This is a genomic window from Streptomyces phaeofaciens, assembly GCF_014648915.1.
Taxonomy (GTDB): domain Bacteria; phylum Actinomycetota; class Actinomycetes; order Streptomycetales; family Streptomycetaceae; genus Streptomyces; species Streptomyces phaeofaciens.
The window spans coordinates 38,966-64,860 of the sequence record NZ_BMSA01000014.1; the positions used below are offsets into that span (position 1 = coordinate 38,966).

The window sequence follows — 25,895 nt, forward strand, 5'->3', positions numbered from 1 at the left end:
AGCTACATGTCCTCATCCAACAGAGGTCGGATCATCGTACTCACTCCAGCACGGGCAGAAGTTCCGGCAGATGCCCGTCCGAGGCCAGCGCCGCCCGCTGCCGCTCCTCGGAGACCTCGCCGTACAGGGTCGTCCGCGGCTTCGCCGGCCGGCCCGCCGCCTCGGCCACCGCGATCAGATCCTTGACGGACTTGTAGGAGCCGTACGAGGAACCCGCCATCCGGGAGATGGTCTCCTCCATCAGCGTGCCGCCCAGATCGTTCGCGCCGGAGCGGAGCATCTCGGCCGCGCCCTCCGCGCCCAGCTTCACCCAGCTGGTCTGGATGTTCGGGATGTGCGGGTGGAGCAGCAGCCGGGCCATCGCCGTCACCGCGCGGTTGTCACGCGGGGACGGGCCGGGACGGGCGATGCCCGCCAGGTACACCGGGGCGTTCGTGTGGATGAAGGGCAGCGTCACGAACTCCGTGAAGCCGCCGGTCTCCTGCTGGACACGGGACAGGGTGCGCAGGTGGCCGAGCCAGTGCCGGGGCTGGTCCACATGCCCGTACATCATGGTCGAGCTGGACCGGATGCCCACCTCGTGCGCGGTGGTGATCACCTCGATCCAGGTCGCCGTCGGCAGCTTGCCCTTGGTCAGGACCCAGCGGACCTCGTCGTCGAGGATCTCGGCGGCGGTGCCCGGCATCGAGTCCAGGCCCGCCTCCTTGGCGGCCGTCAGCCACTCGCGGATCGACAGGCCGGTGCGGGTGGCGCCGTTGACCACCTCCATGGGGGAGAAGGCGTGCACATGCATGCCGGGGACCCTGGTCTTCACCGCCTTCGCTATGTCGAAGTACGCCGTGCCGGGCAGGTCCGGGTGGATGCCGCCCTGCATGCAGACCTCGACCGCGCCCACGTCCCAGGCCTGCTGGGCGCGGTCCGCGACCTGGTCGAGGGAGAGGGTGTAGGCGTCGGCGTCGGTGCGGCGCTGGGCGAACGCGCAGAAACGGCAGCCCGTGTAGCAGACGTTGGTGAAGTTGATGTTCCGGGTGACGATGTACGTGACGTCGTCGCCGACCGCCGCGCGGCGCACGTCGTCCGCGATCCGGGTGAGCGCGTCCAGCGCCGGGCCGTCGGCGTGCAGCAGGGCGAGGGCCTCGGCGTCGGTGAGCCGGGTGGGGTCGTCCGCCGCGGTCGCCAGGGCCTGGCGTACGTCGGTGTCGATGCGCTCCGGCACCATGCCGGGGGCGGCGGCCTCGCGCAGGGCGCCCCAGTCGCCGTAGACCTCGTCGAAGTCGTCGCGGCGGTCGGACGTACGGCCGTCGGTGTCGATGGTGTGGTGCAGATCGGTCCGGCCGGAGGGGACGAAGACCTCCTCCGGCTCCTGCCACGGGTGGCCCTCGACCACGGCGTCCGGCACGGCCAGTCCCGTCTCCGGGTCGGCGAGCGCGCGCACGTGCGGAAGGAGCCGGGGGTCCAGCCAGGGCTCGCCGCGGCGGACGAACTCCGGGTACACGCAGAGCCGTTCCCGCAAGGTGAAGCCGGCCGCGCGGGACCGTTCGGTCAGCTCCTCGATCTGCGGCCAGGGGCGCTCGGGGTTGACGTGGTCGATGGTGAGCGGGGAGACCCCGCCCCAGTCGTCGATGCCGGCGCCGATCAGCCGCTCGTACTCGCTGTCGACCAGGTTGGGCGGTGCCTGGAGGTTGGCGGAGGGGCCCAGGATGTGCCGGGCGACGGCGATCGCGGCGACCAGTTCGTCCAGTTCCGCGTCCGGCATGCCGCGCATCGCGGTGTCCGGCTTGGCGCGGAAGTTCTGGATGATCAGCTCCTGCACGCCGTGGTAGGCGCGGGAGATCTTGCGCAGCGCGAACAGCGACTCCGCGCGCTCCTCGTACGTCTCGCCGATACCGATCAGGATCCCGGAGGTGAAGGGGACCGAGGAGCGGCCGGCGTCCTCCAGGACCCGCAGCCGTACGGCGGGCTCCTTGTCCGGGGAGCCGTGGTGCGGGCCGCCGGGCTCGGACCACAGCCGGGTGGCGGTCGTCTCCAGCATCATGCCCATGCTGGGCGCGACGGGCTTGAGCCGCTGGAAGTCGGTCCACGACATGACACCCGGGTTGAGGTGGGGCAGCAGGCCCGTCTCCTCCAGGATCCTGATGGAGATGGCGCGGACGTAGGCGATCGTGTCGTCGTAGCCGTGCGCGTCCAGCCACTCCCTGGCCTCCGGCCAGCGGTCCTCGGGCTTGTCGCCGAGGGTGATCAGGGCTTCCTTGCAGCCGAGTGCGGCGCCCTTGCGGGCGACGTCCAGTACTTCGTCCGGCGACATGAACATCCCGTGCCCGGCCCGCCGCAGCTTCCCGGGGACGGTGACGAAGGTGCAGTAGTGGCATTTGTCCCGGCAGAGCCGGGTCAGGGGGATGAACACGCTCTTCGAGTAGGTGATGACTCCGGGCCGTCCGGCCGCCGCCAGGCCCGCGTCCCGGACCCGGGCGGCCGACGCGGCGAGGTCGTCGAGGGCCTCGCCGCGTGCCTGGAGCAGGACGGCCGCCTCGCCGACGTCGAGGGCGACGCCGTCGCGGGCGCGTTTGAGGGCGCGACGCATGGAGTTCTCGGTCGGGCCGGTGGCGACGGGGCGCTCGGTGGGGCCGGTTCCGGAGGTCTCGGAAGTCGTCATTCCTTGAGCATACGTTCGGGCAGGTCAGAGACGATGGGGGCGCCCGATTCGTCCCTCACCGGCGGTCGTTACACGGTGTCACTGGCTCCGGTGACATGGGCGCTGTACTCGTCGAGAAGCCTCAGCACCTCCGTCTCACCGGCCGGCGGCAGTTGGAGCACGACCTCCTCGATACCGAGGTCCGCGTAGTGGGCGAGCTTGCCCGCGGACGGCAGGACCGCGTACGGCACGACCTGGAGCGCGGACGGCTCACGGCCGGCTTCGGCCCACGCGGTGCGCAGCGCCGGCACGGTCTGCGACAGCCCGCGCCCGCCGATCGGCAGCCAGCCGTCGGCGTACTCGCAGATGTGGGAGAACAGCTTGGGGCCGGCCGCGCCGCCGATCAGGGTGCGGGGGCCGACGACCGGGCCGCGCGGCTTCTGCGCCGGCTTGGGGTGGGCGTGGCTGGCCCGTACGCGCGCGTACGGGCCGTCGTAGGGGGTGGGTTCGTCGCTCCACAGGGCGCGCATCAGCCCCATCCGGTCGCGGACCGATTCCCGCCGCTCGCGCCACGCGACACCGTGGTCGGCGGCCTCCTCCACGTTCCAGCCGTAGCCCAGGCCGAGGGTGAACCGTCCGCCGGACAGATGGTCCAGGGTCGCGATCTGCTTGGCCAGGTCGATCGGGTCGTGCTGTGCCACGAGGGTGATGCCGGTGCCGAGGCCCAGCGCCCGGGTGACGGCGGCGGCCTGACCGAGCGCGACGAACGGGTCGAGGGTCCGGCCGTACTCGCGCGGCAGGTCGCCGCCGGCCGGGTAGGGGGTGGTCCGTTCGACGGGGATGTGCGTGTGCTCGGGGAGGTAGAGCCCGGCGAAGCCGCGCTGCTCCAGCTCACGGGCGAGGCGGGTGGGGGTGATCGTCTCGTCGGTGAGGAAGATGGTGACGGCGATGCGCATGGGCGGCCTTTCGTCGCGTACGGCTTTCCTTCCAAGGAAGTTCACACTCCGGACCCCGTCGCGGTCCACGCCGGGCCGGGAGACTGCCGGGCATGTGTGACGACACCCATGACATCGGACGACGCGCACTGTTCGTGACGGGCTCCGCCGCCGCGCTTACGTTGGGGAGCGTGAGCTTCTCCTCGGCCGCGACGGGCCCGGCGCCGGGGTCCCGCGAGAGCAGGACCGTCCGCGGCACCCTGCCCACCGGATCGCCGGACTTCGTGTACGTACCCGTGGCCGTCCCGCCGGGCGTGCGGGAACTGCGGGTCGCCTACGCCTACGACCGCCCGCCCGTCCCGGCCGGCACACCGGGCAACGCGCTCGACATCGGCGTCTTCGACGAACGCGGCACCGAACTGGGCGGGGAGGGCTTCCGGGGCTGGTCGGGAGGCGCCCGCACGGAGTTCTTCCTGCGGGCCGACGAGGCGACGCCGGGCTATGTCGCCGGCCCCGTGCGGGAGGGCACCTGGCACCTCGCCCTCGGCCCGTACACGGTGGCACCGCAGGGCCTGACGTACGAGATCACCGTCACCCTGACCTACGGCGAGCCCGGCGCCGCCGTCCCGCCGGTGTACCCGCCCGAGCGTGCGGCCGGCCGGGGCCGGGCCTGGTACCGGGGGGACTGCCACCTCCACTCCTGGTACTCCGACGGCCGCCGCACCCCGGCGGAGATCGGCGCCCTCGCCCGGGCGGCGGGCCTGGACTTCCTCAACACCTCGGAGCACAACACGCACGCGGGGCACGGGGCGTGGGCGGAGGTGGCGGGCGACGACCTGCTGGTCCTGCTGGGCGAGGAGATCACGACGAGAACCGGCCATGTGCTGGCCGTCGGCACGGACCCCGGGACCTTCGTCGACTGGCGCTACCGCGCCCGGGACAACCGCTTCGGCCGTTTCGCCCGCCGGATCCGCCGCGCCGGCGGCCTGGTGGTACCGGCGCACCCGCACGCCACCTGCATCGGCTGTGGCTGGAGGTTCGGCTTCGGGGAGGCGGACGCGGTCGAGGTGTGGAACGGCCCCTACACGCCCGACGACGAGGTGGCCCTGGCGGACTGGGACGCGATGCTGGCGGCGGGGGCGCGGGAGGGACGGCGGGACTGGATCCCGGCGATGGGAAGCAGCGACGCCCACCGGGATCCCGACGTGGTCGGCCTGCCGCAGACGGTGGTGTGGGCGCGGGACCTGACCCGGGAGGCGGTCCAGGAGGGCATCGGGTCGGGACGGTCGTACGTCGCGGAGTCCCGGCACGTGACGTTGGCCTTCTCCGCGACGGGCGGCCGGGGCGGGCACGCCGGCATCGGCGAACGCCTGGAGGTGGACCGGGACGCCCCGGTGACGGTACGTCTGGAGGTGACCGGCGCACCCCGCTGCACGGTGCGCCTCGTCACGGACCAGGGCGTGCTGCTCACCAGCGGCCCGCTGCCCGGCTCGGGCGAGGGCGTCGTGGAATGGCGTACGACGCCCGCGTACGCCGCGTACGTCCGGGCGGAGGTCCGCCACGAGGCGACGGCGCCGCCGCTGCCGGGAGCCCTGGCGGCCTTCACGAACCCGGTCTTCCTTGGCCGTTGAGGACGGACGGGGGCCGGCCCGGGGCGGTCGGTGTGATCATGTCCGTATGTCACACGAGCGAGGAGTGCGTCGGTGAGGCTGGTACGCGACCGGGGGTTCGGCGAGGTGGATCTCACCGCTTCGGCGGACGAACTCGGTGCCCTGGCACGGTCGGTGGCCGAGGGCGAGGGGCTGCTCGGGTGCGCGTCCCCGGCGGGCGCCGACGAGCCGGCCGGGGTCGAGGCGCTGGCGGGGGTCGAGGTGCGGAAGTCCCCGGGCCCCGGCGTCCACATCCGCCTGGACCGCGCGCGGCAGATCCTCGTGATCAGCGGTGACGCAGCATCCAGGGGCGTGCTCGCGGACAACCTGCGGGACATGGCCGAGGCCGAGGACGGCGGCCATCTGCACGTCGACCACTTCCCCGACCACCCCTACCTCGCCGAGGGGTCGGTACCGCTGGTGGTCAACAGCCCGCACGGCGGCATGCCCGCCCGATGACCTCCACCGGGTCCCCCGGTCGCCTCAGCCGCGGGTCCGCTGGCGCACTTCCATGATCGTCGCGACCGAGCGGAGCCAGCGTGCGGCCGTGTCGCCCGCCTCCGGACCCGGGGCCACGGACGCCGCCGCCTCGAGCCACTCCCGGACGAGCGCCGCCGCCGGGGGGCGGGGCAGGGGCTCGGGCAGGGCCGCCGCGTGCGCCGGACCGCCCGCGCGAACCGTGTCCGCCAGGTACGCCACCGAGCGCGGCTCGGTGCCGGCCCGGTCCAGCAGGACCGCCGCGCCCACCGCGCCGTCGCCGAAGAGGGACGTGCGCAGGGGGCCGGGGGCGGCGGTGAGGCCGTAGCGGAGGAGGGCGGCGATGTCGAGACCGGCCAGTTCGTCGTCGGTACGCGGAGTGGTGTCCATGCCTCAGCCCACCGTGACCTTGTAGGTGATCCGCTCCGGCTCGGTCGGGGTGAGGCCGGAACCGGTCGGCGCGGGCTGCGGGGTGCCGTTCCCGGTGTCGCAGCTGCTGGTGAGCGTGCAGTGCAGCAGCACGATCTCGGTGCTGCCCTTGCCCGTGGCCTCGAAGGTGAAGGTGAGGCTGCCGCTCGCGCCCGGCATCACCTCGCCGTCGGAGTCCGTGTCGGTCTGCCGGTCCCGGCCCTCGGCGCGGACCACGGAGGTGTCCGGCCCGGGGTCGACCAGGTACCAGTGCGAGCGGGTGGAGGCGTTCTCGCCGTCCATGGTGAGGGTGAAGCGTTCACCCACGCTCGCCGTGACGGTGGTGTCCCCGGTGGGATGGCCGGTGGGTTCGTCGTCGCCGGATCCGCACCCGGCCGCCAGCGTCAGCAGCGCGGCCGCGCCGAACGCGCCGAACGTCCTACTCCGGGACATAGACCTGGTACGCATTGTTGAGTTCACCGTTCGAAGCCTTGCCCATGTTGCCGTTGATGAAGTCGTCCTCGCTGACCCACGTGGTCGTGCCCCAGGGGTTGTAGATCTGGAGCTTGTCGCCGTCCTGACCGATGATCATCATCGCGTGGGCGCCCTTGTCGTCGGAGACGTCGACCGGGACCGGCTTGCCCTCGGCGACCGCCTTCTCGACGTCGTCGAGGACGGCCCTGCGGTCGTCGGCGCTGTCGAGGTCGTGGCGGCGGTAGTCGTCGCCGGTGACGCTGCCGAGGGTGGAGTCGGCGATGCGCTCCTGCCCCTCCTGGCCCATCCCGGTCCAGTTGTCGCCGCCCTCGCCCTCCAGGTGCAGCCGGTGCTGTTCGGCGACCAGGCGCTGTTTGAACGCCGCGGCGTCGTCCTCCTGTCCGCTGGGGCCACCGGTCAGGTCGAGGGCGTAGAGCGGGTCGAGCATGGCGCGGGCGTTGACGGTGGAGGAGGCCACGCAGGTGCCCTCGGCGCCGTTGCCGCCCTGGACCCACAGCTGGTTGTGGAATTGGACGTAGTCCTTGTTGTTGCTGGAGCCGTCCTGGGCGAGGCCCTCGTCGTCCATGCTGTCCTCGGCGGTGACCACCGGGGTCAGGTGCCGGCGCAGCCACTCGGGGTCCTTGCCCGCGATCTTGCCCTGGAAGTCCTCGATCTCCTTGACGCTGTGGCCGGCGGCCAGCGCCTTCATCAGGTAGGCCCGCTCCTCGGGGCTGCCCGCCTGCGCCAGCATGCGTTCCATCGACGCCTCGTCGGCGTTGTTCAGCCGGTCCATGCGCTGTCCGGCGCGTGCCAGGTCGCTGGCGCTGAGGATCTCGTTCAGCTCGGTGGGGGTGTTCGCGGCGCCGGTGTCGGCGAGCATCAGCTTGTCGACGGCGGTCAGTTCGCTGGTGTCCATCTTTCCGGCGCGCGCCTCGGCCGCCCACTTGTCGAGGTCACGGACCGCGACACGGACGGCGTCCTCGGCGCAGACGGCGGCGCCGTGCATCTGCTCGACACCGTCGGCGGCGACGGAGCGGGCGGCGAGCCGCGTGGCCTCCTCGCCGTCGTCCTCGTGCCAGTCGTCGAAGAAGCCGTCCCGGCCGCCGAGGGTGGTCTTCGCCTGCCGCATCTTCGCTCGGCCGTCGGCGTCCCGCTTGTGCGCGTCGGCGAGCGCGTCGGCCAGCGTCAGCAGCACCGTCGCGCCGCCCGCGAAGGCCTCGCCCATCTGGAGGACGGCCCGGTTGGCTGCGGACACCACGTCCGACGCGAGCACGCTGGTGTCGCCGACCCAGGCCTCGGGCAGGCCCTTGCGGGCCACCCGCTCCACGCGGTCGTACACCTCGCCGACGTCGTCGACCTGGTCGCGGTAGCGCTTGCCCAGCGACTCCAGTGTCCCCGGGTCACCCTTCGGGGCGTCCACCGAGAGCGCGCTGTCGATCATGTCCAGCAGGTCGTTCTTGCTGCCGGCCCCGGGGATCTTCTCGCAGAGCCCCGCCAGCCAGGCACGCCGGCCCGCCGGGGAGTCCACGGGTCGCAGAAAACCCGTCATCGCCTTGTTCCGCCCCGTCCTCTTGTCCTGTTCCTCTCCCGGCCGGTGCTCAGTAGCTCGACAGGACCGAGGGGCGCTCGGCCTTCGCCGGCATCGTGCTCATCCGGCCCTCGCCGACGGCGATGCTGTTCACGCCGGTCTCCACCAGGCCGTCGCTGCCGGTGTAGGCGCCCTTCGCGAGGTGCACCTTCTGGGCGAGTTCGTGCAGCGCCGACTCCAGGGTGCGGGCCTCCGCCTCCCAGGCGGCGATGAACGCGTTGACGGCCGTCGCGGCGTCGGTGCCGCCGAGGGTGTCCGAGGTGTAGCAGGTCGCCGCCGCGACGGCCGTGCGGACCTTCCCCATGTCGTCGCCGGCGCCGTAGAGCTCCTTGGCCTGGCCGGACATGCCGGATTTCTTGATCTTGTAGCCGTCCGATGAGGCCATCGACTTTCCCCCGTATGTCTGTCGTCGATCTCGACCGGGGAGGCTAACACGCCAACAAGGGCCCCACATGGCCGGATCACACACCTCGCACAGACTTCGCACACGGCGGGCGGCCGCCGTCGGGGCTCCCCAGGGGCTCCCTAGGGGGTCGCCAGGTCCGCGACCACCGCCGCGTGGTCCGACGGCCAGACCCCGTCCACGGGTCCGTGTCCGGCCCGCCGTACCGCCCGCACATGGCCCTCGCCCACCGGTCCGGGCGGCCCCACATGGATGTAGTCGATACGGGCGGGAGGCTCCAGGAGGCGGGCGGCGTAAGGGTTTTCGGGCGTCCAGGTGACGAAGGGGGCGGCCGGGTCGGCGTACTCCCAGGCGTCGCGGAAGACCAGGCCGGGTACGGCCGACGGGGTCTTGCAGCCGCCGAACAGCCGGATCTCGTCGGAGTCCGGACGGGCGTTGAAGTCGCCGGTGACGACCGCCGGGAACGGGGTGCCACCGCGGCGGTCGGCCACGAACTCCGCGAGTGCGGTGACCTGTTCGCGGCGGACGGCGACGGCACCGAGCGCGGAGGTGAGGTGGGTGGTGAAGAACGGGACGTCGTACGCCGGGGCGGCCAGCCGGGCGTAGAGCGCGAGGCGGCCGTCGGCGAGGTCGGCGGGGGCGGGCAGCAGCAGCGTCTCCTGCTCGGTCACCGGCCAGCGGCTGAGGACGGCGTTGCCGATGTCGACGGGGCCGTCGGCGGCGTCCGGGAGCCGACGGCGCCAGCGTTCGGGGGCCGGGGAGGGCGACCAGGCCCAGTGCAGACCGAGTTCGCCGGCGAGCCACCCGGCGAGGTTCTCCCCGCCGGCCGCCCACACCTCCTGGAGGCCGACCACGTCGGGCCGCAGCTCGCGCAGGACCGACAGGATCGCCTTCTGCCGGGCCTCCCACGGGCCGAAGCGCCACCAAAGGTTCCAGGTCACCACTCGCACGCCCAGCCACCCGCCCTCGTCGCACCGGTGTCGGGGACCATTGAAGCAACAGTGCCTCGCGCGAAGGAGCCCCACGGACGATGTCCCGGCCGCCCACCGACCTCCGCTTCCGCGCGACGACCGCCTTCCAGCGGTACGTCGCCAACCCGCTCCTGCGCCGCCTGCCGTTCCACACGGTCCTGGAGACCACCGGCCGCGTCTCGGGCCTGCCCCGGCGCACCCCACTGGGCGGCCGCCGGGTCGGCGACACCTTCTGGCTGGTCTCCGAGTTCGGCGAGCGGTCCCAGTACGTCCGGAACATCCTGGCCGACCCCCGGGTGCGGGTCCGTCTGCGCGGCCGCTGGTACACGGGCACGGCCCACCCGCTCCCCGACGACGACCCGGTCGCCCGTCTGCGCACCCTCCCCCGCGTCAACAGCACGGGCGTACGGGCCCTGGGCACGAACCTGCTGACGATACGGGTGGACCTGGACGGCGACGGGGCCTGACACGGGGTGCCGCGCCAGGCCCGTGAACGAGGCGCCGAGGTGCCGAGATGTCGTGGTGGACGGCTTGTCAGCCCGGCCAGACGATCGCCTGCACCTCGCTGTACGCGTGCAGGGCGTAGGAGCCGACGTCCCGGCCGACGCCGCTCCTCTTGAAGCCGCCGAAGGGGGCTTCCATGTTGCGGGCGACGGTGTTGACGCCGACTCCGCCGGCCCGCAGGCGACGGGCGGTGCGGAAGGCGCGGGCGACGTCGCCGGACCAGACGTAGTCGATGAGGCCGTAGTCGCTGTCGTTGGCGAGGGCGACGCCCTCGTCCTCGTCGTCGAAGGGGACCACCGTCACCACCGGGCCGAAGATCTCCTCCCGGGCGACGCGCATGTCGTTGGTGCAGTCGGCGAGGAGCGTGGGGGCGACGTAGAAACCCCGCTCCGGCGACGGGCGTTCGCCGCCCGCGACCACCACCGCGCCTTCCTTGCGGCCGAGTTCGACGTAGGACTCCACCCGGTCCCGGTGCGCGGCGGAGATGACCGGCCCGACGACGGTGTCCGGCCCGCGCGGATCGCCGACCTTCAACCGGCGTGCGTAGGAGGCCAGTTGGTCGACCAGGCGCTCGTACACCCCGCGCTGGGCCAGCACCCGGGTGGGCGCGGTGCAGATCTGGCCGCTGTAGAAGGAGAAAGTGGTGCCGATGCCCGCCACCGCCGACGCGAGGTCCGCGTCGTCGAAGACGACCGCCGCCCCCTTCCCGCCCAGCTCCATCAGCTGGCGTTTCATGCCCCGCCCGCACACCTCGGCGATGCGCTGCCCGACGGCCGTCGAGCCCGTGAAGCTCACCATGTCCACGTCCGGTGAGTCCACGGCCGCCTCGCCGACCTCCACGGCCCGCCCGGAGACGACGTTCACCACGCCGCGCGGCACGCCCGCCGCCTGGAGCGCCTCCGCCATCCGGTAGACGGAGAGGGGGTCCTGCGGGGCCGGCTTCACGACCACCGTGTTGCCCATGGCGAGCGCGGGGGCGATCTTCCCGGCGGGGTTCGCCCAGGGGTTGTTGTACGAGGTGATGCAGGTGACGACCCCGACGGGCTGACGGACGGCCAGCGCGCCCATCACCCCGGCCCTGCCCATCGGCCCGGCCTCGTTGATCTGCGGCGGGATCGCCCACTCGGCCGGCTCCACCCGCGCGTACCGCCGGAAGCGGGCCGCGCCCACCCCGACCTGCATCGCGCGCGCGGTCCCGGTCGTCGCCCCGGTCTCGGCGCGGGCGAGTGCCGCGTACGGCTCCAGCTGCCCGCGGATGAGGTCCGCGGCCCGGCCGAGCACCGCCGCCCGCTCCTCCGGGGGCGTGCGCGACCACGGCCCGAAGGCCTCGCGGGCCGCGGCGCAGGCCTCACGCACCTGGTCCGGCGAGGCCTCCGGTGCCTGTCCGACGGTCTCCTCGGTCGCCGGGTCGGTGACCGCGTAGTGGCCGCGGTCCGGCTCGACCCACGCCCCACCGACGAACAGCCGCTGCCCGTCATCCGTTCGGGAGCTCACCGGGTGCTCACCGTCCTGGTGTCCCGGCCGGAGCGCAGGACGCGCCCCGGGACCGCGCCGGTCACCACGTCGTCGCGGATCGCCGCCACCCCGTTGACCCAGACCGCGCGCACCCCGATCGCCCGGGAGTCCAGCCGCGGACTGTCACCCGGCAGGTCGTGCACCAGGGTGGCCTTGTCCGCGTCGATCCGCTCCGGGTCGAACAGGACGAGGTCGGCATGGAAGCCCTCCTGGATCCGGCCCCGCTCCCGCAGTCCGAAGAGCCGTGCCGGATCGTCGGTCAGCATCTTCACCGCCTGCTCCAGCCCGACCAGCTTCCGGCCGCGCAGACAGTCCCCGAGGAACCGGGTGGTGTACGGGGCTCCGCACATGCGGTCCAGGTGGGCGCCGGCGTCGGAGCCGCCGAGCAGGACGTCCTCGTGACCCCAGGTCTCCGCGCGCAGCGCCCAGGAGGCGGGGTCGTTGTCGGTGGGCATGGGCCACAGCACCGTGCGGAGGTCGTCCTCGGCGCAGATCTCCACCAGGCAGGTGAAGGGGTCCAGGCCGCGTTCGGCGGCGATGTCGCGGACGACCCGCCCGGTGAGCCCCTCGTTGGCCGCGCTGTAGGTGTCGCCGATGACGTACCGCCCGAAGTTGGTGAGCCGCCGGAAGACGCCGGCCTCCTTCGAGGCGGCCCGGCGGAGCATCTCGGCGCGCACCCGCGCGTCCCGCAGCCGTGCGATCCGTTCGGGGACGGGCAGTGCGAGGATCTCGCCCCAGCCCGGGATCAGGTTCAGCGCGCAGAACGTGCCCAGGGACATGTTCATCGGCGTGAGGATCGGCATGGTCAGCGCCACGACCCGGCCGCCCGCCTTGCGGGCCCGCTCGCTCGCCGTCAGCTGCCGCGGCACCCGCTCCGGTACGGCCGCGTCGACCGTGAGGACGTTCCAGTTCAGGGGGCGTCCGGCGGCCGCGCTCATCTCCACGAACAGATCGATCTCGGCATCGCTGAACTGGTCCAGGCAGCCGGCGACGATCGCCTCGATCTGGGTGCCCTCGTGCTCCCCGACGGCCCGGGACAGGGCGATCAGCTCCTTCGGCCGGGCGTGCCGGGAGGCGACCGGCCGGCCGTCGCCGTCGGAGTGGGTGGACGACTGGGTGGTGGAGAACCCCCAGGCGCCCGCGTCCATCGCCTCGTGCAGCAGCCGGACGATCTCGGCGAGCTGCTTCGAGGTGGGCTGCCCGCCGACCGCGTCCGGGCCCATCACGTACCGCCGCAGCGCGCAGTGTCCGACCATGAAGCCCGCGTTGACGGCGATCCGTCCTTCGAGGGCGTCCAGGTACTCGCCGAAGGAGCTCCAGCTCCAGGGCGCCCCCTCCTCCAGGGCGACCAGGGACATGCCCTCCACCTTGGACATCATGCGGCGGGTGTAGTCGGCGTCCTGGGGGCGGTCCGGGTGGAGCGGCGCGAGGGTGAACCCGCAGTTCCCGCCCGCGACCGTGGTCACCCCGTGGTTCAGGGACGGGGTGGCGTACGGGTCCCAGAAGAGCTGGGCGTCGTAGTGGGTGTGCGGGTCGACGAAACCGGGGGCGAGGACGAGCCCGGCGGCGTCCTCGGCGGTGCGGGATTCCTCGTGGATCGTCCCGACGACGGCGATACGGCCGTCCCGGATGCCGACGTCGGCGACGAAGGCGGGCACCCCGGTCCCGTCGACGACGGTCGCACCCTTGATGACGTGATCGAGCATGGGTCCCCTCCTCGAGGTGCGTGGAGCCTGACTGCCCGGGGGCGCGGGGCTGTATCGACATGCGGCTCCGCCGCGTGAGCGCGACCAGCCACAGCACACCCGCGCCCGCCGGCGGTGATCACACGGCAGCCCGGAACCGCGACGTCCGGTGGACCGGATCCGTGTCGATCTTCGGAATCACGTGCTCCCCGATCAGCCGGATCGTCTGGAGGGTCTCCTCCTTCGGCACCCCCACGGGCAGTCCGAACGACAGCTGGTCCGCCCCCGCCTGTTCCCACCGCTTGCACTGCCGCAGCACCTCGTCCGGGTCCCCGCAGATCAGCAGTTCCTCCTCCACCAGGAGTTCGACGAACTCCGGGGTGTACTCGGGCAGCGTCTCCGGCCAGACGGGGAAGCCCTCGGGCCGCGGGAAGGTGTCGTGGTAGCGGAACACCAGGGACGGCAGATAGTGCAGCCCGCCGTTCACGGCGATCCGGATCGCCTCGTCGTGCGTGGGCGCGCAGATCGCCGTCGTCGTCACCATCACGTTGTCGTTGACGAAGTCCCCGATCGGCTCCGCGTTCACGATCGCCGTCTTGTACTGCTCGAGGACCCATTCCATGTCGGCGACCTTCTGGATGCTGAAGCCCAGCACCCCGAGGCCCTTGCGCGCCGCCATCGCGTACGACGGCGGCGACCCGGCGGCGTACCACATCGCCGGGTGCGACTTCCCGTACGGCTTGGGCAGGATCTTGCGCGGCGGGAGCTGCCAGTGCTTGCCCTGGAAGCCGGGGTACTCGTCCTGCGTCCACATCTTGGGGAACTCGGCGATCGTCTCCTCCCAGATCTCCTTCGTGTAGTTCATGTCGGTGATGCCCGGGAGGAAGCCGAGGATCTCGTGGGAGCCGGCGCCGCGCCCGCTGCCGAACTCGAAGCGGTTGGCGCTGAGGTGGTCGAGCATGGCGACCTTCTCGGCCACCTTCACCGGGTGGTTGACCTGGGCGAGCGGGTTGAAGATGCCCGAGCCCAGGTGGATGCGTTCCGTCGCGTGTGCCAGGTAGCCCAGGAACACGTCGTTGGCGGAGAGGTGGGAGTACTCCTCCAGGAAGTGGTGCTCGGACGCCCAGGCGTACTTGAAGCCCGACCTGTCCGCCTGGATGACGTACTCGGTCTCCTCCATCAGCGCCTTGTGCTCGGCGAGCGGATCGGTCTCGGCACGTTTGCCCACGTATCCCTGCACGAAGAGCCCGAATTCCACGGCGGTTCACCGTCCCCAGTCCTGGATCACGATTTACTGACGGTCCGTCAGATTCGGCGGATGTCGCCGACTCTGGCACCGGGTCCATGGATGGTCAAGAGATGACGGGCGGTCAGATGACGGAGACTCCCGCGAGCCAGCCCCCGTCGATCACGAACGGCTGCCCGGTGATGTACGAGGAGTCGTCCGAGGTGAGGAAGAGCGCGAGCCGGGCCACCTCCTGCGGCCTGCCGATCCGGCCGAGCGGCACGAGCTTGCGGTAGAGCGAGTCCAGGGCCCGGCCGGTCTCCTCCGGGTCGGCGTCCGGGTCCAGCAGCGCCGGATTGGACATCGCGGTGTCGATGGCGCCGGGGCACACCGCGTTGACCCGGATCCGGCGGGGCGCCAGCTCCAGCGCGGCGACCCGGGTGAGGCCGAGGACGGCGTGCTTGCTCGCGGCGTACGCGCCCACGGCCGCCATCCCGGTGAGCCCGGTGTAGGAGGCGGTGTTGACGATCGTGCCGCCGTCGGCCAGCTCCGGCGCGACGGTCCTGATCCCCAGGAAGCAGCCGACCTGGTTGACCTGGACGACCTGCATGAACTCGTCGAGCGGGGTGTCGACGAGGGCGTTGAAGCGCAGGATGCCGGCGTTGTTGACGAGCCCGTCGAGCCGGCCGTACGCCTGCTTGGCGGAGCGTACGGCGGCGGCCCACTGCTCCTCGCGGCCGACGTCGAGATGGACGTAGAGCGCGCCGATCTCCTCGGCGAGGGCGGCGCCCGGGTCGTCCAGAACGTCGGCGACCACGACCTCGGCGCCCTCCGCCCGGAACAGCCGCGCCTCCTGCTCCCCCTGACCGCGCGCGGCGCCGGTGATGAGCACGACCCGTCCGTCGAGCTGGCCCATGCGGACCCCCTTCACATCGGTGGGGTGAGCATCGTACCGCCGTATCTGACGATGCGTCAGATACGGGCTCCGGGTGGGCCGTCAGACGGTTTCGCGTATCAGGGGCCCCACCTCGGCGCCGAACGCGCCGATCTGATCGGTGAGTTCGGTACGGCTCCGGCTGCGGAACCGGACCTGGATCTGGTCCACGCCCATCGCGCGGTAGGCGCGCAGGGACTCGGCGAGGGCCTCCGGCGGCCCGCTGAGCGTGCGGCGGCCGACCTCCCAGGCGGGCGTGCCGACGTACAGCGGCTCGGTGATGGCGCCGACGGTGAGGGGGTCCGTGACCCCGGCGGCCTCGCGCAGCCGCCGGATCCGCTCGATCTGCGCGGGCAGCCGGTCCCTCGGGTCGCCCTGGGGCAGCCAGCCGTCGCCCTTGAGCGCGGCCCGGCGGACGGCCGCGGGCGAGGACCCGCCGACCCACAGCGGGACCCGGGACTGGACCGGCCGGGGCCGCTGCCCGAGCCCCTCGAAGTCGAAGCGTTTCCCGTGGTGGGCCGGGAACTCCTCCGGCCCGAGGGCGGCCCGCAGCGCGTCGATCGTCTCGTCGAGGACGGCCCCCCGCTGCTCGAAGTCGACCCCGAGCGCCTCGAACTCCTCCCGTACGTGCCCGGCGCCCACGCCGAGGATCAGCCGGCCGCCCGAGAGCGCGTCCAGGGTGGCGTACTGCTTGGCGGTGACGAGGGGGTGGCGCAGGCCGACCACCGCGACGTGCGCGAGCAGCCGGACCCGCTCGGTCACGGCGGCGAGATGGGCGAGGGTGGCCACGGGGTCGTACCAGACCGTGCTCATCGCGTCGGCGAGCCGGTGCGGGATCGCCACGTGGTCGCAGACGGCGAGGTAGGCGAACCCGGCCCGGTCGGCGGCCCGCGCGATCTCGACGAGATCGGCCGGCCCGGCGGCGGCCTCCCAGGGCTCGGCGTAGAGCGTGGACTGGGACTGGACCGGGAGCTGGATGCCGTGCACGAGGCTCACCGCGGGCTCCACAGGCCGTCCGGGTTCAGCCCCAGCAGGTCGATCGCGTTGCCCCGGACGATCCGTTCGACCACGTCCGGCTCCAGGTGGCCCATCTGGGCCTCGCCGACCTCGCGGGACTTCGGCCAGGTGGAGTCCGAGTGCGGGTAGTCGGTCTCGTAGAGGACGTTGCCGAGGCCGATCGAGTCCAGGTTCCTGAGCCCGAAGGCGTCGTCGAAGAAACAGCCGTAGACATGGCCGGCGAAGGTCTCGGACGGGGGCCGGTGGACCTTGTCGGCGACGCCGCCCCAGCCTCGGTTCTCCTCCCAGACGACGTCGGCGCGCTCCAGGATGTACGGGATCCAGCCGATCTGGCCCTCCGCGTACATCACCTTCAGGTTCGGGAAGCGCTCGAACTTGCCGCTCATCAGCCAGTCGACCATCGAGAAGCAGCAGTTGGCGAAGGTGATCGTGGAGCCGACGGCGGGCGGGGCGTCGGCGGACGTGGAGGGCATACGGCTGCTGGAGCCGATGTGCATGGCGACGACCGTGCCGGTCTCGTCGCAGGCGGCGAGGAAGGGGTCCCAGTAGTCGGTGTGGACCGAGGGCAGGCCGAGGTGCGGGGGTATCTCGGAGAAGGCGACGGCGCGGACGCCGCGGGCGGCGTTGCGCCGGACCTCGGCCGCCGCCAGCTCGGCGTCCCAGAGGGGGATCAGGGTGAGCGGGATCAGCCGGCCGCGCGCCTGCGGGCCGCACCACTCCTCCACCATCCAGTCGTTGTAGGCGCGCACGCAGAGCAGACCCAGCTCGTGGTCGGCGGCCTCGGTGAAGGTCTGGCCGCAGAAGCGGGGGAAGGTGGGGAAGCAGACGGCGGACTGGACGTGGTTGACGTCCATGTCGGCGAGGCGGGACGGCACGTCGTAGGAGCCCGGCCGCATCTGCTCGTAGGTGATGACCTCCAGCTTGATCTCGTCGCGGCTGAAGCCGACGGCGGTGTCCAGGCGGGTGAGGGGACGGTGCAGGTCCTCGTAGATCCACCAGTCGCCGATCGGACCGTCGTCGCCCGGCTCGCCCATCACGGGCTTGAACCGGCCACCGAGGAACGTCATCTCCTTCAGCGGGGCACGGACGATCCTGGGGCCGGTGTCGAGGTACCTCTTCGGCAGCCGGTCCTGCCAGACGGTCGGGGGTTCGACGGTGTGGTCGTCGACGGAGATGATCGGAGGAAGGGGCGTCGGGGTCGTCGCTGTGGTCTCCATGGGGGCACGGTAGCGCCGATCTGACGGATCGTCAGCTACTGCGCGGAGGGCGGGCGTGATCGTCTCCGCGGTGATGTGGGCCCCCCGTTTGTGAGAGGCCTGTGGACACCCGTGCGCCTCAGGTGAACCGCGCGCGTCCCGGCCGCGTCCCGTACCTCGGGAAGCTGACGGTTCCGGCATGGACAGGGCAAACTGACCTAGGGCCTGTCCGGCGGATCGAGTCGGAGGGAAGCAGCGGTGCCTGATCGGCGCACGTGAGCGGGGCCTGGTGCGTCCGACTGCAAGGCGGAGGAGGGCGTCGACGCGGAGCGTCGGCAACCGACGACAACGCCGCAGGCGGGCGTGCCGGGCCCCGCGTCTCCGGCACGATCCGCCGGACAGGCCCTAGTAGTGCAGATGCCTTAAGGGGAGCCCTCTTGATGGACGACCGTGTAGGACACGGCGGCCCGCGTGTGCCGGAGCAGAGACGTCCCGGCCCCTCCGCGGAACCGGCGGCGCTCCGCTTCGATGTGCTCGGGCCGGTGCGGGCACGGCGCGGCGAGGAGCAGCTGGCCACCGGTTCCCCCCAGCAACGCGCGCTGCTGTCCGCCCTGTTGCTGCGCGAGGGCCGGACGGCGACGGCCGCCGAGCTGATCGACGCCCTGTGGGGCGAGGAACCGCCCTCCCAGGCGCTGGCGGCGGTACGGACGTACGCCTCCCGGCTGCGGAAGGTGCTGGACCCGGGCGTCCTGGTGAGCGAGTCCGGCGGGTACGCGGTCCGGGGGCTGGGCGAGGGCGCCCTGGATCTGACGGTGGCCCAGGAGTGGGCCGCCCAGGCGGAGAAGGCGAGGGGCGCCGGCGACCTGACGCTGGCCCGGGACGTGCTGAACCGCGCCCTCGGCCTGTGGGACGGCGAGACGCTGGCCGGTGTGCCCGGCCCCTACGCGGAGGCCCAGCGGGTCCGGCTGGAGGAGTGGCGGCTGGGGCTTCTGGAGTCCCGCCTGGACATGGACCTGGAGCAGGGCTGCCACGCGGAGGCCGTCTCCGAACTGACCGCGCTGACGGCCGCGTACCCGCTGCGCGAGCGGTTCCGCGAGCTGCTGATGCTGGCCCTGTACCGGGGCGGCCGGCAGGCGGAGGCGCTGGCGGTGTACGCCGACACCCGGCGGCTGCTGGCGGAGGAACTGGGGGTGGATCCGCGCGCGGGGCTCCGGGAGTTGCAGCGCCGCATCCTCCAGGCCGACCCGGAGCTCGCGGAGCCCTCGGCTCCGGCTGCGGAGCCGGCGGCGGCCGCGGTGCGGCCCGCCCAGCTCCCGGCGAACGTCCCCGACTTCACCGGCCGGTCCTCGTCCGTGAAGGAGCTGAGCGAGGTACTGGCGGGTGCCACCGAGGGCGGAGCCGGCACCGGCGGCGGACGGGTGATGGCGGTGTCGGCGCTCGCCGGGATCGGCGGTGTCGGGAAGACGACACTGGCCGTCCACGTGGCGCACCGGGCCCGCCCGGCCTTCCCCGACGGGCAGCTGTACGTCGACCTCCAGGGCGCCGGGGCGCGGGCGGCCGACCCGGAGACCGTGCTGGGCTCCTTCCTGCGGGCGCTCGGCACGGCGGACTCGGCCATCCCCGACTCCCTGGAGGACCGGGCGGCCCTGTACCGCTCGGTGCTGGACGGGCGGCGGGTCCTGGTCCTGCTGGACAACGCCAAGGACGCGGCCCAGGTACGGCCGCTGCTGCCGGGCACGGAGGGGTGCGCGGCGCTGGTCACCTCACGGGTGCGGATGGTGGACCTGGCGGGCGCGCACCTCGTCGACCTGGACGTGATGTCCCCGGACGAGGCGATCGCGCTCTTCACCAGGATCGTCGGCGAGGAACGGGTCGCCTCCGAGCGGAAGGCCGCGCTGGACGTGGTGGCGGCCTGCGGTTTCCTTCCGCTGGCGATCCGTATCGCGGCCTCCCGACTGGCGGCGCGCAGGACCTGGACCGTCTCCGTCCTCGCCGCCAAGCTGGCGGACGAGCGGCGCCGGCTGGACGAACTCCAGGCGGGCGACCTGGCGGTGAAGGCGACGTTCGAACTCGGTTACGGCGCCCTGGAGCCCGCCCAGGCCCGCGCGTTCCGGCTGCTGGGCCTGGCGGACGGCCCGGACATCTCCCTGACGGCGGCCGCGGCGGTCCTGGACCTGCCGGCGGAGGACACCGAGGACATCCTGGAGTCCCTCGTGGACACCTCGCTCCTGGAGTCGGCGGCCCCCGGCCGCTACCGCTTCCACGACCTCGTCCGGCTCTACGCCCGCGCCTGCGCGGAACGCGACGAGTGGCCTCCGGCGGAACGCGACGCGGCACTCTCCCGCCTCCTGGACTTCTATCTGTCGACGGCGGCGGGGGTGTACGCGATCGAACGGCCCGGTGACCGCACGGTCGTCCACCTGGAGCCCACGTCGTATCGGGGTCTCTCCTTCGGCGAGCGGACGGAGGCCCTCGATTGGCTCTTCGCGGAGGCTCAGTGCCTCCTGGCGTGCGCACGGCAGCAGCAGACGGGCAGCGGGCTGCGTCGTGCCGTCGACCTCCTCTGGGCCGCCAAGGACCTGGCGGAGTCAGGAGCGAACGCGAAGCAGTACGAGCGGGCGGCGCTCGCCCTGAGAGACCTTGCCCGCAACTGCGGTGATCGACGTACCGAAGGACGGGCCCGGACCGCCCTGTCCAACGTCCACCTCGCCGCCGGGCGTTACCCGGAGGCGGACGAGGAGGCCGCGTGTGCCATCGGGCTCGCCACCGAGGCCGCGGATCCGACACCGATCAGCTGGGCTTCCACGGATCGCGGCATCATCGCCCTCAACCAGGGGCGGTACGAAGAGGCCGAGCGGCTTCTGACCACCGCGAGGGACGGATACCGCGCCGACGGCAACCGGCCGGGCGAGGCCAGCGCCCTGTGCAACCTCGCGCAGCTGTACCAGCGCATCGATCGCACCGACACCGCGGTCTCGCTCGCGCGACAGGGCGTCGAAATCTTCGAGCAACTCGGTCTCACCCTGCGCCTGGCGAACGGACGCTACTCCCTGGGCGTGGCGCTCACCCGTGCCGGACACCTCCGGGAAGGCCTTGAGCAGCTCACGGACGCGCTGACGATCTTCGGCAACAACCGGCAGCGGCTGTGGGAAGGAACGACGCAATTCCGCATAGCGCAACTGCACTTGGCCGCCCATCGCCCCGCCCGGGCCGCGCAGCACGCGGAACAGTCCCTTGCCATCGGGGTCATCGGCGGCGATCTCATCCGGGGCAGCGTGCTGAACACCCTGGGCAAGAGCCTTCACGCACTCGGCCAGTCGGACCGGTCACGGGCCTGCTGGCAGGAGGCCCTGGTTCTCCTGGAGCGGTCGGGAGCGCCGGAAGCCGCCGAGGTGCGCCGCCTGTTGGCGCCGCTGGACGCGGCCTGAGCCCGCGGTCGGCCACGTTCATCGAACGTTTATGACCCGCTGGCATGCTCCACTCCACGGTCCGTCGCGTCGGGGGGCATGCGGGCCGTACGAGCCCACTGGGGGGTGGGCTCCACCACATGTCTCTGACCGGCGATACTCGGGGGAATCGCCGGTCAGGGGCGCCTGGTCCACTTTGAACATCACTCCCAGGGGGAGCGTGAACATGAGCAGCACCGAGAAGCAGACGACCGACATCACCACGATGGAGAACCACTCGCCTGTGCCGCCGGTCCTCACCGAACCGACAACGCAGGAGACCCGGACGGCCACGCCGGCGACCGGGGACGAGATCATCACTCTCGAGAACCACTCGCCCGCTCCGCCCGTCCTGGGTCTGGACGGCAAGTAGGCCTTTCACCGGGCAGGGACCGGCCGCGACGCCTCGGAGGGGGAGCCGTCGCGGCCGGAACATGTACGAAGGCCGCCCCGGCGCAGTGAGCGCCGGAGCGGCCTTCGCCGTGTCGGGGAGGAATCAGTCCGTGCCGAATTCCATCGCCGCCCGGTCCAGCAGGGCGTCGTCCTCGTCGACCTCGCCGCGGGAGGCGATGGCCTCGGCGCCGCCCTCGGGCATCTCCGGCATGGTGCCGATGAGGCCGGTCGCGGCCGCCTGGGCCGCGCCGATGACGGGGCTGCCGGTGCCGATCAGGCCGAGGCCGGCGTACTGCTCCAGCTTGGCGCGCGAGTCGGCGATGTCGAGGTTGCGCATGGTGAGCTGGCCGATCCGGTCCAGCGGGCCGAACGCGGAGTCCTCGGTGCGCTCCATCGACAGCTTGTCCGGGTGGTAGCTGAACGCGGGGCCCGTGGTGTCGAGGATCGAGTAGTCCTCGCCGCGCCGCAGCCGCAGGGTGACCTCGCCGGTGATGGCGGCGCCGACCCAGCGCTGGAGCGACTCGCGGATCATCAGGGCCTGCGGGTCCAGCCAGCGGCCCTCGTACATGAGGCGGCCCAGGCGCCGGCCCTCGTTGTGGTACTGGGCGAGGGTGTCCTCGTTGTGGATCGCGTTGACGAGGCGCTCGTAGGCCGCGTGCAGCAGGGCCATGCCGGGCGCCTCGTAGATGCCGCGGCTCTTGGCCTCGATGATCCGGTTCTCGATCTGGTCGGACATGCCGAGGCCGTGGCGGCCTCCGATGGCGTTGGCCTCCATGACCAGGTCGACGGGGGAGGCGAACTCCTTGCCGTTGATCGACACGGGGCGGCCCTGCTCGAAGCCGATCGTCACGTCCTCGGCGGCGATCTCGACCGAGGGGTCCCAGAACCGGACGCCCATGATCGGCTCGACGGTCTCGACGCCGGTGTCGAGGTGCTCCAGCGTCTTGGCCTCGTGGGTGGCGCCCCAGATGTTGGCGTCGGTGGAGTACGCCTTCTCCGTGCTGTCCCGGTAGGGCAGCTCATGGGCGAGCAGCCACTCCGACATCTCCTTGCGGCCGCCCAGCTCGGTCACGAAGTCCGCGTCCAGCCAGGGCTTGTAGATCCGCAGGTGCGGGTTGGCGAGCAGACCGTAGCGGTAGAACCGCTCGATGTCGTTGCCCTTGAAGGTCGAGCCGTCGCCCCAGATCTGGACGTCGTCCTCGAGCATGGCCCGGACCAGCAGGGTGCCGGTGACGGCGCGGCCGAGCGGGGTGGTGTTGAAGTACGCCCGCCCGCCCGAGCGGATGTGGAACGCGCCGCAGGTGAGCGCGGCCAGGCCCTCTTCGACCAGTGCCGCGCGGCAGTCGACCAGGCGCGCGATCTCGGCACCGTAGGTCTTCGCGCGACCGGGCACGGAGGCGATGTCGGGCTCGTCGTACTGGCCGATGTCGGCGGTGTACGTGCACGGGATGGCGCCCTTGTCGCGCATCCACGCGACCGCGACCGAGGTGTCGAGGCCGCCGGAGAAGGCGATGCCGACGCGTTCCCCCGTGGGAAGGGAGGTGAGGACCTTGGACATAGGAAGAGTATGCACCACAATGCATGATCATGCAAAGCCTGTGCCGCGGAGCTCTCCCTTCACCACCTTCCCACTCGCGTTCCTCGGCAGCTCGCCCAGGAACTCCACCGCCCGCGGCACCTTGTAGTTCGCCATTTCGCGCCGCGCCCAGGCGATCAGATCGTCCGCGGTGAGCACCGAGCCGCCCCGCCGCACCACGTACGCCTTGCCCACCTCGCCGAGCCGGGCGTCCGGGACGCCGACGACGGCGACGTCCATGACGTCGGGGTGCAGGCCGAGCAGCTGCTCTATCTCCGCCGGGTAGGCGTTGAAGCCGCCGACGATGTACATGTCCTTGATCCGGTCGGTGATCCGCAGATTGCCCGCGCCGTCCAGCACCCCGACGTCGCCGGTGCGCAGCCAGCCGTCCGCCGTGCGTACCTCGGCCGTGGCCGCCTCGTCCTCGTAGTAGCCGCGCATCACGTTGAAGCCGCGGACCAGCACCTCGCCGGGCTCGCCGGGGGGCGCCGCCACCCGCACCTCGACCCCGGGGATCGCGCGGCCCGAGGTGTGCGCGATCACCGACGGGTCGTCGCCGCGCCGGCACATCGTGACGATGCCGCTCGCCTCCGAGAGGCCGTACGCCGTGAGGACCGTGGCCACGCCCAGCTCGCCGCGCAGCCGCTCGACGAGCCGCAGCGGGACGACGGCCGCGCCGGTCACCACCAGCCGCAGTGCCGACAGGTCGTGGGCGTCGCGCGAGGCGTGGTCGAGGAGGGACTGGTGCAGGGTCGGCGGGCCGGGCAGCACGGACACCCGTTCCGCCGCCAGGTTCGCCAGGACCGTGTCCACGTTGAACACCGGCTGCGGGATCATCGTCGCGCCCCGCATCAGACAGGCGATCACGCCGGCCTTGTAGCCGAAGGTGTGGAAGAAGGGGTTCACGATCAGATAGCGGTCCCCCCGCTCCAGGCCCGCCAGATCGCTCCAGATCTCGTAGCCCCGCAGGGTCTGCGCGTGGGTGATCACCGCACCCTTGGGCCGGCCCGTCGTGCCGGAGGTGAAGACGATGTCCGACGGCCAGTCCGCGCGGACCTCGTCCGCCCGCGCCCGGACCTCCGCCCCGCCCACGCCCTCCCCGCTCGCCAGGAAGTCCTTCCAGGTGCGGAAGTCCGCGGGGGCGTCGTCGGAGAGGACGACCACCTGCTCCAGCGCCGGCAGCCCGGGCAGCGGGCCGCCGGCCCCCACGGCGCCCTCCCCGGCCGCCCGCCGCAGCGAGGCCACGTACGACGTGCCGAGGAAGGTGCCGGTCACGAAGAGCAGCCCGGCCCCGCTGCGGCGCAGCACGTCCGCGGCCTCCGTCCCCTTGAACCGGGTGTTGAGCGGCACCAGCACCGCGCCCGCCGAGACCGCGCCGAGCGCCGCGACCATCCAGTCCAGCGAGTTCGGCGCCCAGATGCCCACCCGGTCGCCGGGCACGACCCCGTTCGCCAGGCACGCGGCCGCCGCGCGCTCGACGCGGGCGCCGAGTTCGGCGTACGAGATCCTCGTGCGGCCCTCCACCACCGCCTCGGTGTCCGCGTACCGCGTCGCGGCCCAGCGGACCAGACCCGGGATGCTCTCCCACTCCATCTCTGCGCCCACCGCACGCCTCCCACCACGACGAACCCAGGAGCTGACTACCCGTCAGATTAGCGGTAGCCTGACGACCTGTCAGCTCGCTCGTCCGTCTCGGAGGTGTGCGCACGGTGACCGAAGGACCAGGCATCAAGGACGCCACCGCGATCGTCGGAATCGGCCAGACCGCCTTCGCCCGCCACCTTCCCGAGGACGAGCGGACACTCGCCTGCCGGGCCGTCCTCGCCGCCCTCGACGACGCCGGGATCGCGCCCGGCGAGGTGGACGCGCTCGCCTCCTACACGATGGAGGAGACCGACGAGGTGGAGCTGGCCAAGGCCGTCGGCTTCGGGGACCTCACCTTCTTCAGCAAGGTCGGCTTCGGGGGCGGCGGTTCCTGCGCGACCGTGGCCCACCTGGCCGGCGCGATCGCCGCCGGGCAGGCCACGGTGGGGGTCGCCTGGCGGTCCCGCAAGCGCGGCAGCGGCCCCCGCCCGTGGACGAACACCTCCGTCCAGCTCCCCACCCCGGCCCAGTGGACCCGCCCCTTCGGCCTGCTGCGGCCCGCCGACGAGATAGCCATGCTGGCCCGCCGCTACCTCCACGAGTACGGCGCCACCCGCGACCACCTCTTCAACGTCGCCCTCGCCTGCCGCAACCGGGCCAACCAGAACCCGGCCGCGATCATGTACGAACGCCCGCTCACCCGCGAGATGTACATGACCTCCCGCTGGATCAGCGAGCCGCTCTGCCTCTACGACAACTGCCTGGAGACGGACGGCGCGCTGGCCTGCGTGATCGTCTCCCGTGAACGCGCCCGCGACTGCCGCCACCGGCCCGTGTACGTGCACTCCGCCGCCCAGGGACTGCCCGCCCAGCACCACGGCATGGTCAACTACTGGAACGACGACCCCCTCACCGGACCGGCCTGGGCGGCGGCCCGGCACCTGTGGAAGCACGCCGACCTCACCCCCTCGGACGTCGACGTCGCCCAGATCTACGACGCGTTCACCCCGCTCGTGCCGCTCTCCCTGGAGGGCTACGGCTTCTGCGGCCGGGGCGAGGGCGGTGCCTTCACCGAGGGCGGCGCCCTGGAGATCGGCGGCCGACTGCCGGTGAACACCGGCGGCGGCGGGCTCAGCGAGGCCTACGTCCACGGCTTCAACCTGATCAACGAAGGCGTCAAGCAGCTGCGCGGCACCAGCACCGCCCAGGTGCCGGGCGCCGCCACCTGCCTCGTCACCGCCGGCGAAGGCGTCCCCACCTCCGCCCTGCTGCTGAGGAGCTGA

The 25,895-nt window shown here is 72.4% G+C and carries 21 protein-coding genes; 6 read left to right on the forward strand and 15 right to left on the reverse strand.

All coding sequences use genetic code 11. The annotated features are described in order from the left end of the window. Nucleotides 1–40 precede the first annotated feature (40 nt). Both IE275_RS23160 and IE275_RS23165 read right to left on the reverse strand, forming a co-directional pair. Nucleotides 41–2,653, reverse strand: a complete 2,613-nt coding sequence (locus IE275_RS23160; RefSeq protein ID WP_189713288.1) for a bifunctional FO biosynthesis protein CofGH — start codon at nt 2,651–2,653, stop codon at nt 41–43. 68 nt (nt 2,654–2,721) lie between these two features. After that, a complete protein-coding gene (locus IE275_RS23165; protein WP_189713289.1) occupies nt 2,722–3,588 on the reverse strand; it encodes an LLM class F420-dependent oxidoreductase in 867 nt (288 codons plus the stop codon). Nucleotides 3,589–3,680: 92 nt separating this feature from the next. Between IE275_RS23165 and IE275_RS23170 the strand changes: the two genes are divergently transcribed. Next, nucleotides 3,681–5,198 carry a CehA/McbA family metallohydrolase gene (locus IE275_RS23170; protein WP_189713290.1) on the forward strand — a complete coding sequence of 506 codons (1,518 nt, stop codon included), beginning with the start codon at nt 3,681–3,683 and terminating at the stop codon, nt 5,196–5,198. A 72-nt stretch (nt 5,199–5,270) separates the two neighbouring features. Continuing rightward, nucleotides 5,271–5,675 (forward strand): Imm32 family immunity protein, encoded by a 405-nt coding sequence (locus IE275_RS23175; protein ID WP_189713291.1) that lies wholly within the window; start codon nt 5,271–5,273, stop codon nt 5,673–5,675. Between the two features lie 24 nt (nt 5,676–5,699). On the opposite strand, the gene IE275_RS23180 is transcribed toward IE275_RS23175, so the two are convergent. From IE275_RS23180 to IE275_RS23200, 5 genes are all read right to left on the reverse strand, one after another. Next, entirely contained in the window at nt 5,700–6,083 is a 384-nt protein-coding gene (locus IE275_RS23180; RefSeq protein WP_189713292.1) for a hypothetical protein, read from the reverse strand. 3 nt (nt 6,084–6,086) lie between these two features. Further along, entirely contained in the window at nt 6,087–6,554 is a 468-nt protein-coding gene (locus tag IE275_RS23185; protein ID WP_189713293.1) for a protease inhibitor I42 family protein, read from the reverse strand. Next, on the reverse strand, nt 6,541–8,103 hold the full coding sequence (locus tag IE275_RS23190) for a cysteine peptidase family C39 domain-containing protein (protein WP_229870469.1): 1,563 nt from the start codon (nt 8,101–8,103) through the stop codon (nt 6,541–6,543). Before IE275_RS23190 ends, IE275_RS23185 begins: the two co-directional genes overlap by 14 nt. Before the next feature lie 70 nt (nt 8,104–8,173). After that, nucleotides 8,174–8,548 carry a hypothetical protein gene (locus tag IE275_RS23195; RefSeq protein WP_189713295.1) on the reverse strand — a complete coding sequence of 125 codons (375 nt, stop codon included), beginning with the start codon at nt 8,546–8,548 and terminating at the stop codon, nt 8,174–8,176. A 140-nt stretch (nt 8,549–8,688) separates the two neighbouring features. Next, a complete protein-coding gene (locus IE275_RS23200) occupies nt 8,689–9,516 on the reverse strand; it encodes an endonuclease/exonuclease/phosphatase family protein (protein ID WP_189713296.1) in 828 nt (275 codons plus the stop codon). A gap of 80 nt (nt 9,517–9,596) precedes the next feature. On the opposite strand from IE275_RS23200, the gene IE275_RS23205 reads away from it, so the two are divergent. Next, nucleotides 9,597–10,004: a nitroreductase/quinone reductase family protein gene (locus IE275_RS23205; protein ID WP_189713297.1), complete on the forward strand. Its 408-nt coding sequence runs from the start codon at nt 9,597–9,599 to the stop codon at nt 10,002–10,004. Between the two features lie 67 nt (nt 10,005–10,071). Here the strand turns inward: IE275_RS23205 and IE275_RS23210 are convergent, their stop codons facing one another. The 6 genes from IE275_RS23210 to IE275_RS23235 form a co-directional block, all read right to left on the reverse strand. Next, nucleotides 10,072–11,535: an aldehyde dehydrogenase family protein gene (locus tag IE275_RS23210; RefSeq protein WP_189713298.1), complete on the reverse strand. Its 1,464-nt coding sequence runs from the start codon at nt 11,533–11,535 to the stop codon at nt 10,072–10,074. Next, nucleotides 11,532–13,361: an N-acyl-D-amino-acid deacylase family protein gene (locus tag IE275_RS23215; RefSeq protein WP_268255284.1), complete on the reverse strand. Its 1,830-nt coding sequence runs from the start codon at nt 13,359–13,361 to the stop codon at nt 11,532–11,534. The genes IE275_RS23210 and IE275_RS23215 overlap by 4 nt, the downstream gene beginning before the upstream one ends. Nucleotides 13,362–13,380: 19 nt before the next feature. Next, a complete protein-coding gene (locus IE275_RS23220) occupies nt 13,381–14,499 on the reverse strand; it encodes an LLM class flavin-dependent oxidoreductase (RefSeq protein ID WP_189713300.1) in 1,119 nt (372 codons plus the stop codon). Between the two features lie 112 nt (nt 14,500–14,611). Beyond that, nucleotides 14,612–15,382 (reverse strand): SDR family NAD(P)-dependent oxidoreductase, encoded by a 771-nt coding sequence (locus IE275_RS23225; RefSeq protein ID WP_189713301.1) that lies wholly within the window; start codon nt 15,380–15,382, stop codon nt 14,612–14,614. An 81-nt stretch (nt 15,383–15,463) separates the two neighbouring features. Next, nucleotides 15,464–16,396, reverse strand: coding sequence for an LLM class F420-dependent oxidoreductase (locus IE275_RS23230; RefSeq protein ID WP_229870472.1), 933 nt, complete (start codon nt 16,394–16,396; stop codon nt 15,464–15,466). Beyond that, nucleotides 16,393–17,634, reverse strand: coding sequence for an amidohydrolase family protein (locus tag IE275_RS23235; RefSeq protein ID WP_189713303.1), 1,242 nt, complete (start codon nt 17,632–17,634; stop codon nt 16,393–16,395). The genes IE275_RS23230 and IE275_RS23235 overlap by 4 nt, the downstream gene beginning before the upstream one ends. Before the next feature lie 419 nt (nt 17,635–18,053). Between IE275_RS23235 and afsR the strand changes: the two genes are divergently transcribed. Then, nucleotides 18,054–21,041, forward strand: a complete 2,988-nt coding sequence (afsR, locus tag IE275_RS23240) for an SARP-family global regulator AfsR (RefSeq protein ID WP_189713304.1) — start codon at nt 18,054–18,056, stop codon at nt 21,039–21,041. Between the two features lie 205 nt (nt 21,042–21,246). Beyond that, on the forward strand, nt 21,247–21,432 hold the full coding sequence (locus IE275_RS23245) for a hypothetical protein (RefSeq protein WP_189713305.1): 186 nt from the start codon (nt 21,247–21,249) through the stop codon (nt 21,430–21,432). 123 nt (nt 21,433–21,555) lie between these two features. Here the strand turns inward: IE275_RS23245 and argG are convergent, their stop codons facing one another. Further along, entirely contained in the window at nt 21,556–23,010 is a 1,455-nt protein-coding gene (gene argG, locus IE275_RS23250) for an argininosuccinate synthase (RefSeq protein ID WP_189713306.1), read from the reverse strand. A 27-nt stretch (nt 23,011–23,037) separates the two neighbouring features. Next, the gene (locus IE275_RS23255; protein ID WP_189713469.1) at nt 23,038–24,621 is read right to left on the reverse strand and encodes a FadD3 family acyl-CoA ligase; all 1,584 of its coding nucleotides are present in this window, start codon (nt 24,619–24,621) and stop codon (nt 23,038–23,040) included. A gap of 116 nt (nt 24,622–24,737) precedes the next feature. Between IE275_RS23255 and IE275_RS23260 the strand changes: the two genes are divergently transcribed. After that, nucleotides 24,738–25,895, forward strand: coding sequence for a lipid-transfer protein (locus IE275_RS23260; RefSeq protein WP_189713307.1), 1,158 nt, complete (start codon nt 24,738–24,740; stop codon nt 25,893–25,895).

Coding starts and splice junctions, on each gene's coding strand:
- IE275_RS23160 (WP_189713288.1), bottom strand. CDS start 2,653: ATGACGACTTCCGAGACCTCCGGAACCGGCCCCACCGAGCGCCCCGTC.
- IE275_RS23165 (WP_189713289.1), bottom strand. CDS start 3,588: ATGCGCATCGCCGTCACCATCTTCCTCACCGACGAGACGATCACCCCC.
- IE275_RS23170 (WP_189713290.1), top strand. CDS start 3,681: ATGTGTGACGACACCCATGACATCGGACGACGCGCACTGTTCGTGACG.
- IE275_RS23180 (WP_189713292.1), bottom strand. CDS start 6,083: ATGGACACCACTCCGCGTACCGACGACGAACTGGCCGGTCTCGACATC.
- IE275_RS23185 (WP_189713293.1), bottom strand. CDS start 6,554: ATGTCCCGGAGTAGGACGTTCGGCGCGTTCGGCGCGGCCGCGCTGCTG.
- IE275_RS23195 (WP_189713295.1), bottom strand. CDS start 8,548: ATGGCCTCATCGGACGGCTACAAGATCAAGAAATCCGGCATGTCCGGC.
- IE275_RS23205 (WP_189713297.1), top strand. CDS start 9,597: ATGTCCCGGCCGCCCACCGACCTCCGCTTCCGCGCGACGACCGCCTTC.
- IE275_RS23225 (WP_189713301.1), bottom strand. CDS start 15,382: ATGGGCCAGCTCGACGGACGGGTCGTGCTCATCACCGGCGCCGCGCGC.
- IE275_RS23235 (WP_189713303.1), bottom strand. CDS start 17,634: ATGGAGACCACAGCGACGACCCCGACGCCCCTTCCTCCGATCATCTCC.
- afsR (WP_189713304.1), top strand. CDS start 18,054: ATGGACGACCGTGTAGGACACGGCGGCCCGCGTGTGCCGGAGCAGAGA.
- IE275_RS23245 (WP_189713305.1), top strand. CDS start 21,247: ATGAGCAGCACCGAGAAGCAGACGACCGACATCACCACGATGGAGAAC.
- argG (WP_189713306.1), bottom strand. CDS start 23,010: ATGTCCAAGGTCCTCACCTCCCTTCCCACGGGGGAACGCGTCGGCATC.
- IE275_RS23255 (WP_189713469.1), bottom strand. CDS start 24,621: ATGGAGTGGGAGAGCATCCCGGGTCTGGTCCGCTGGGCCGCGACGCGG.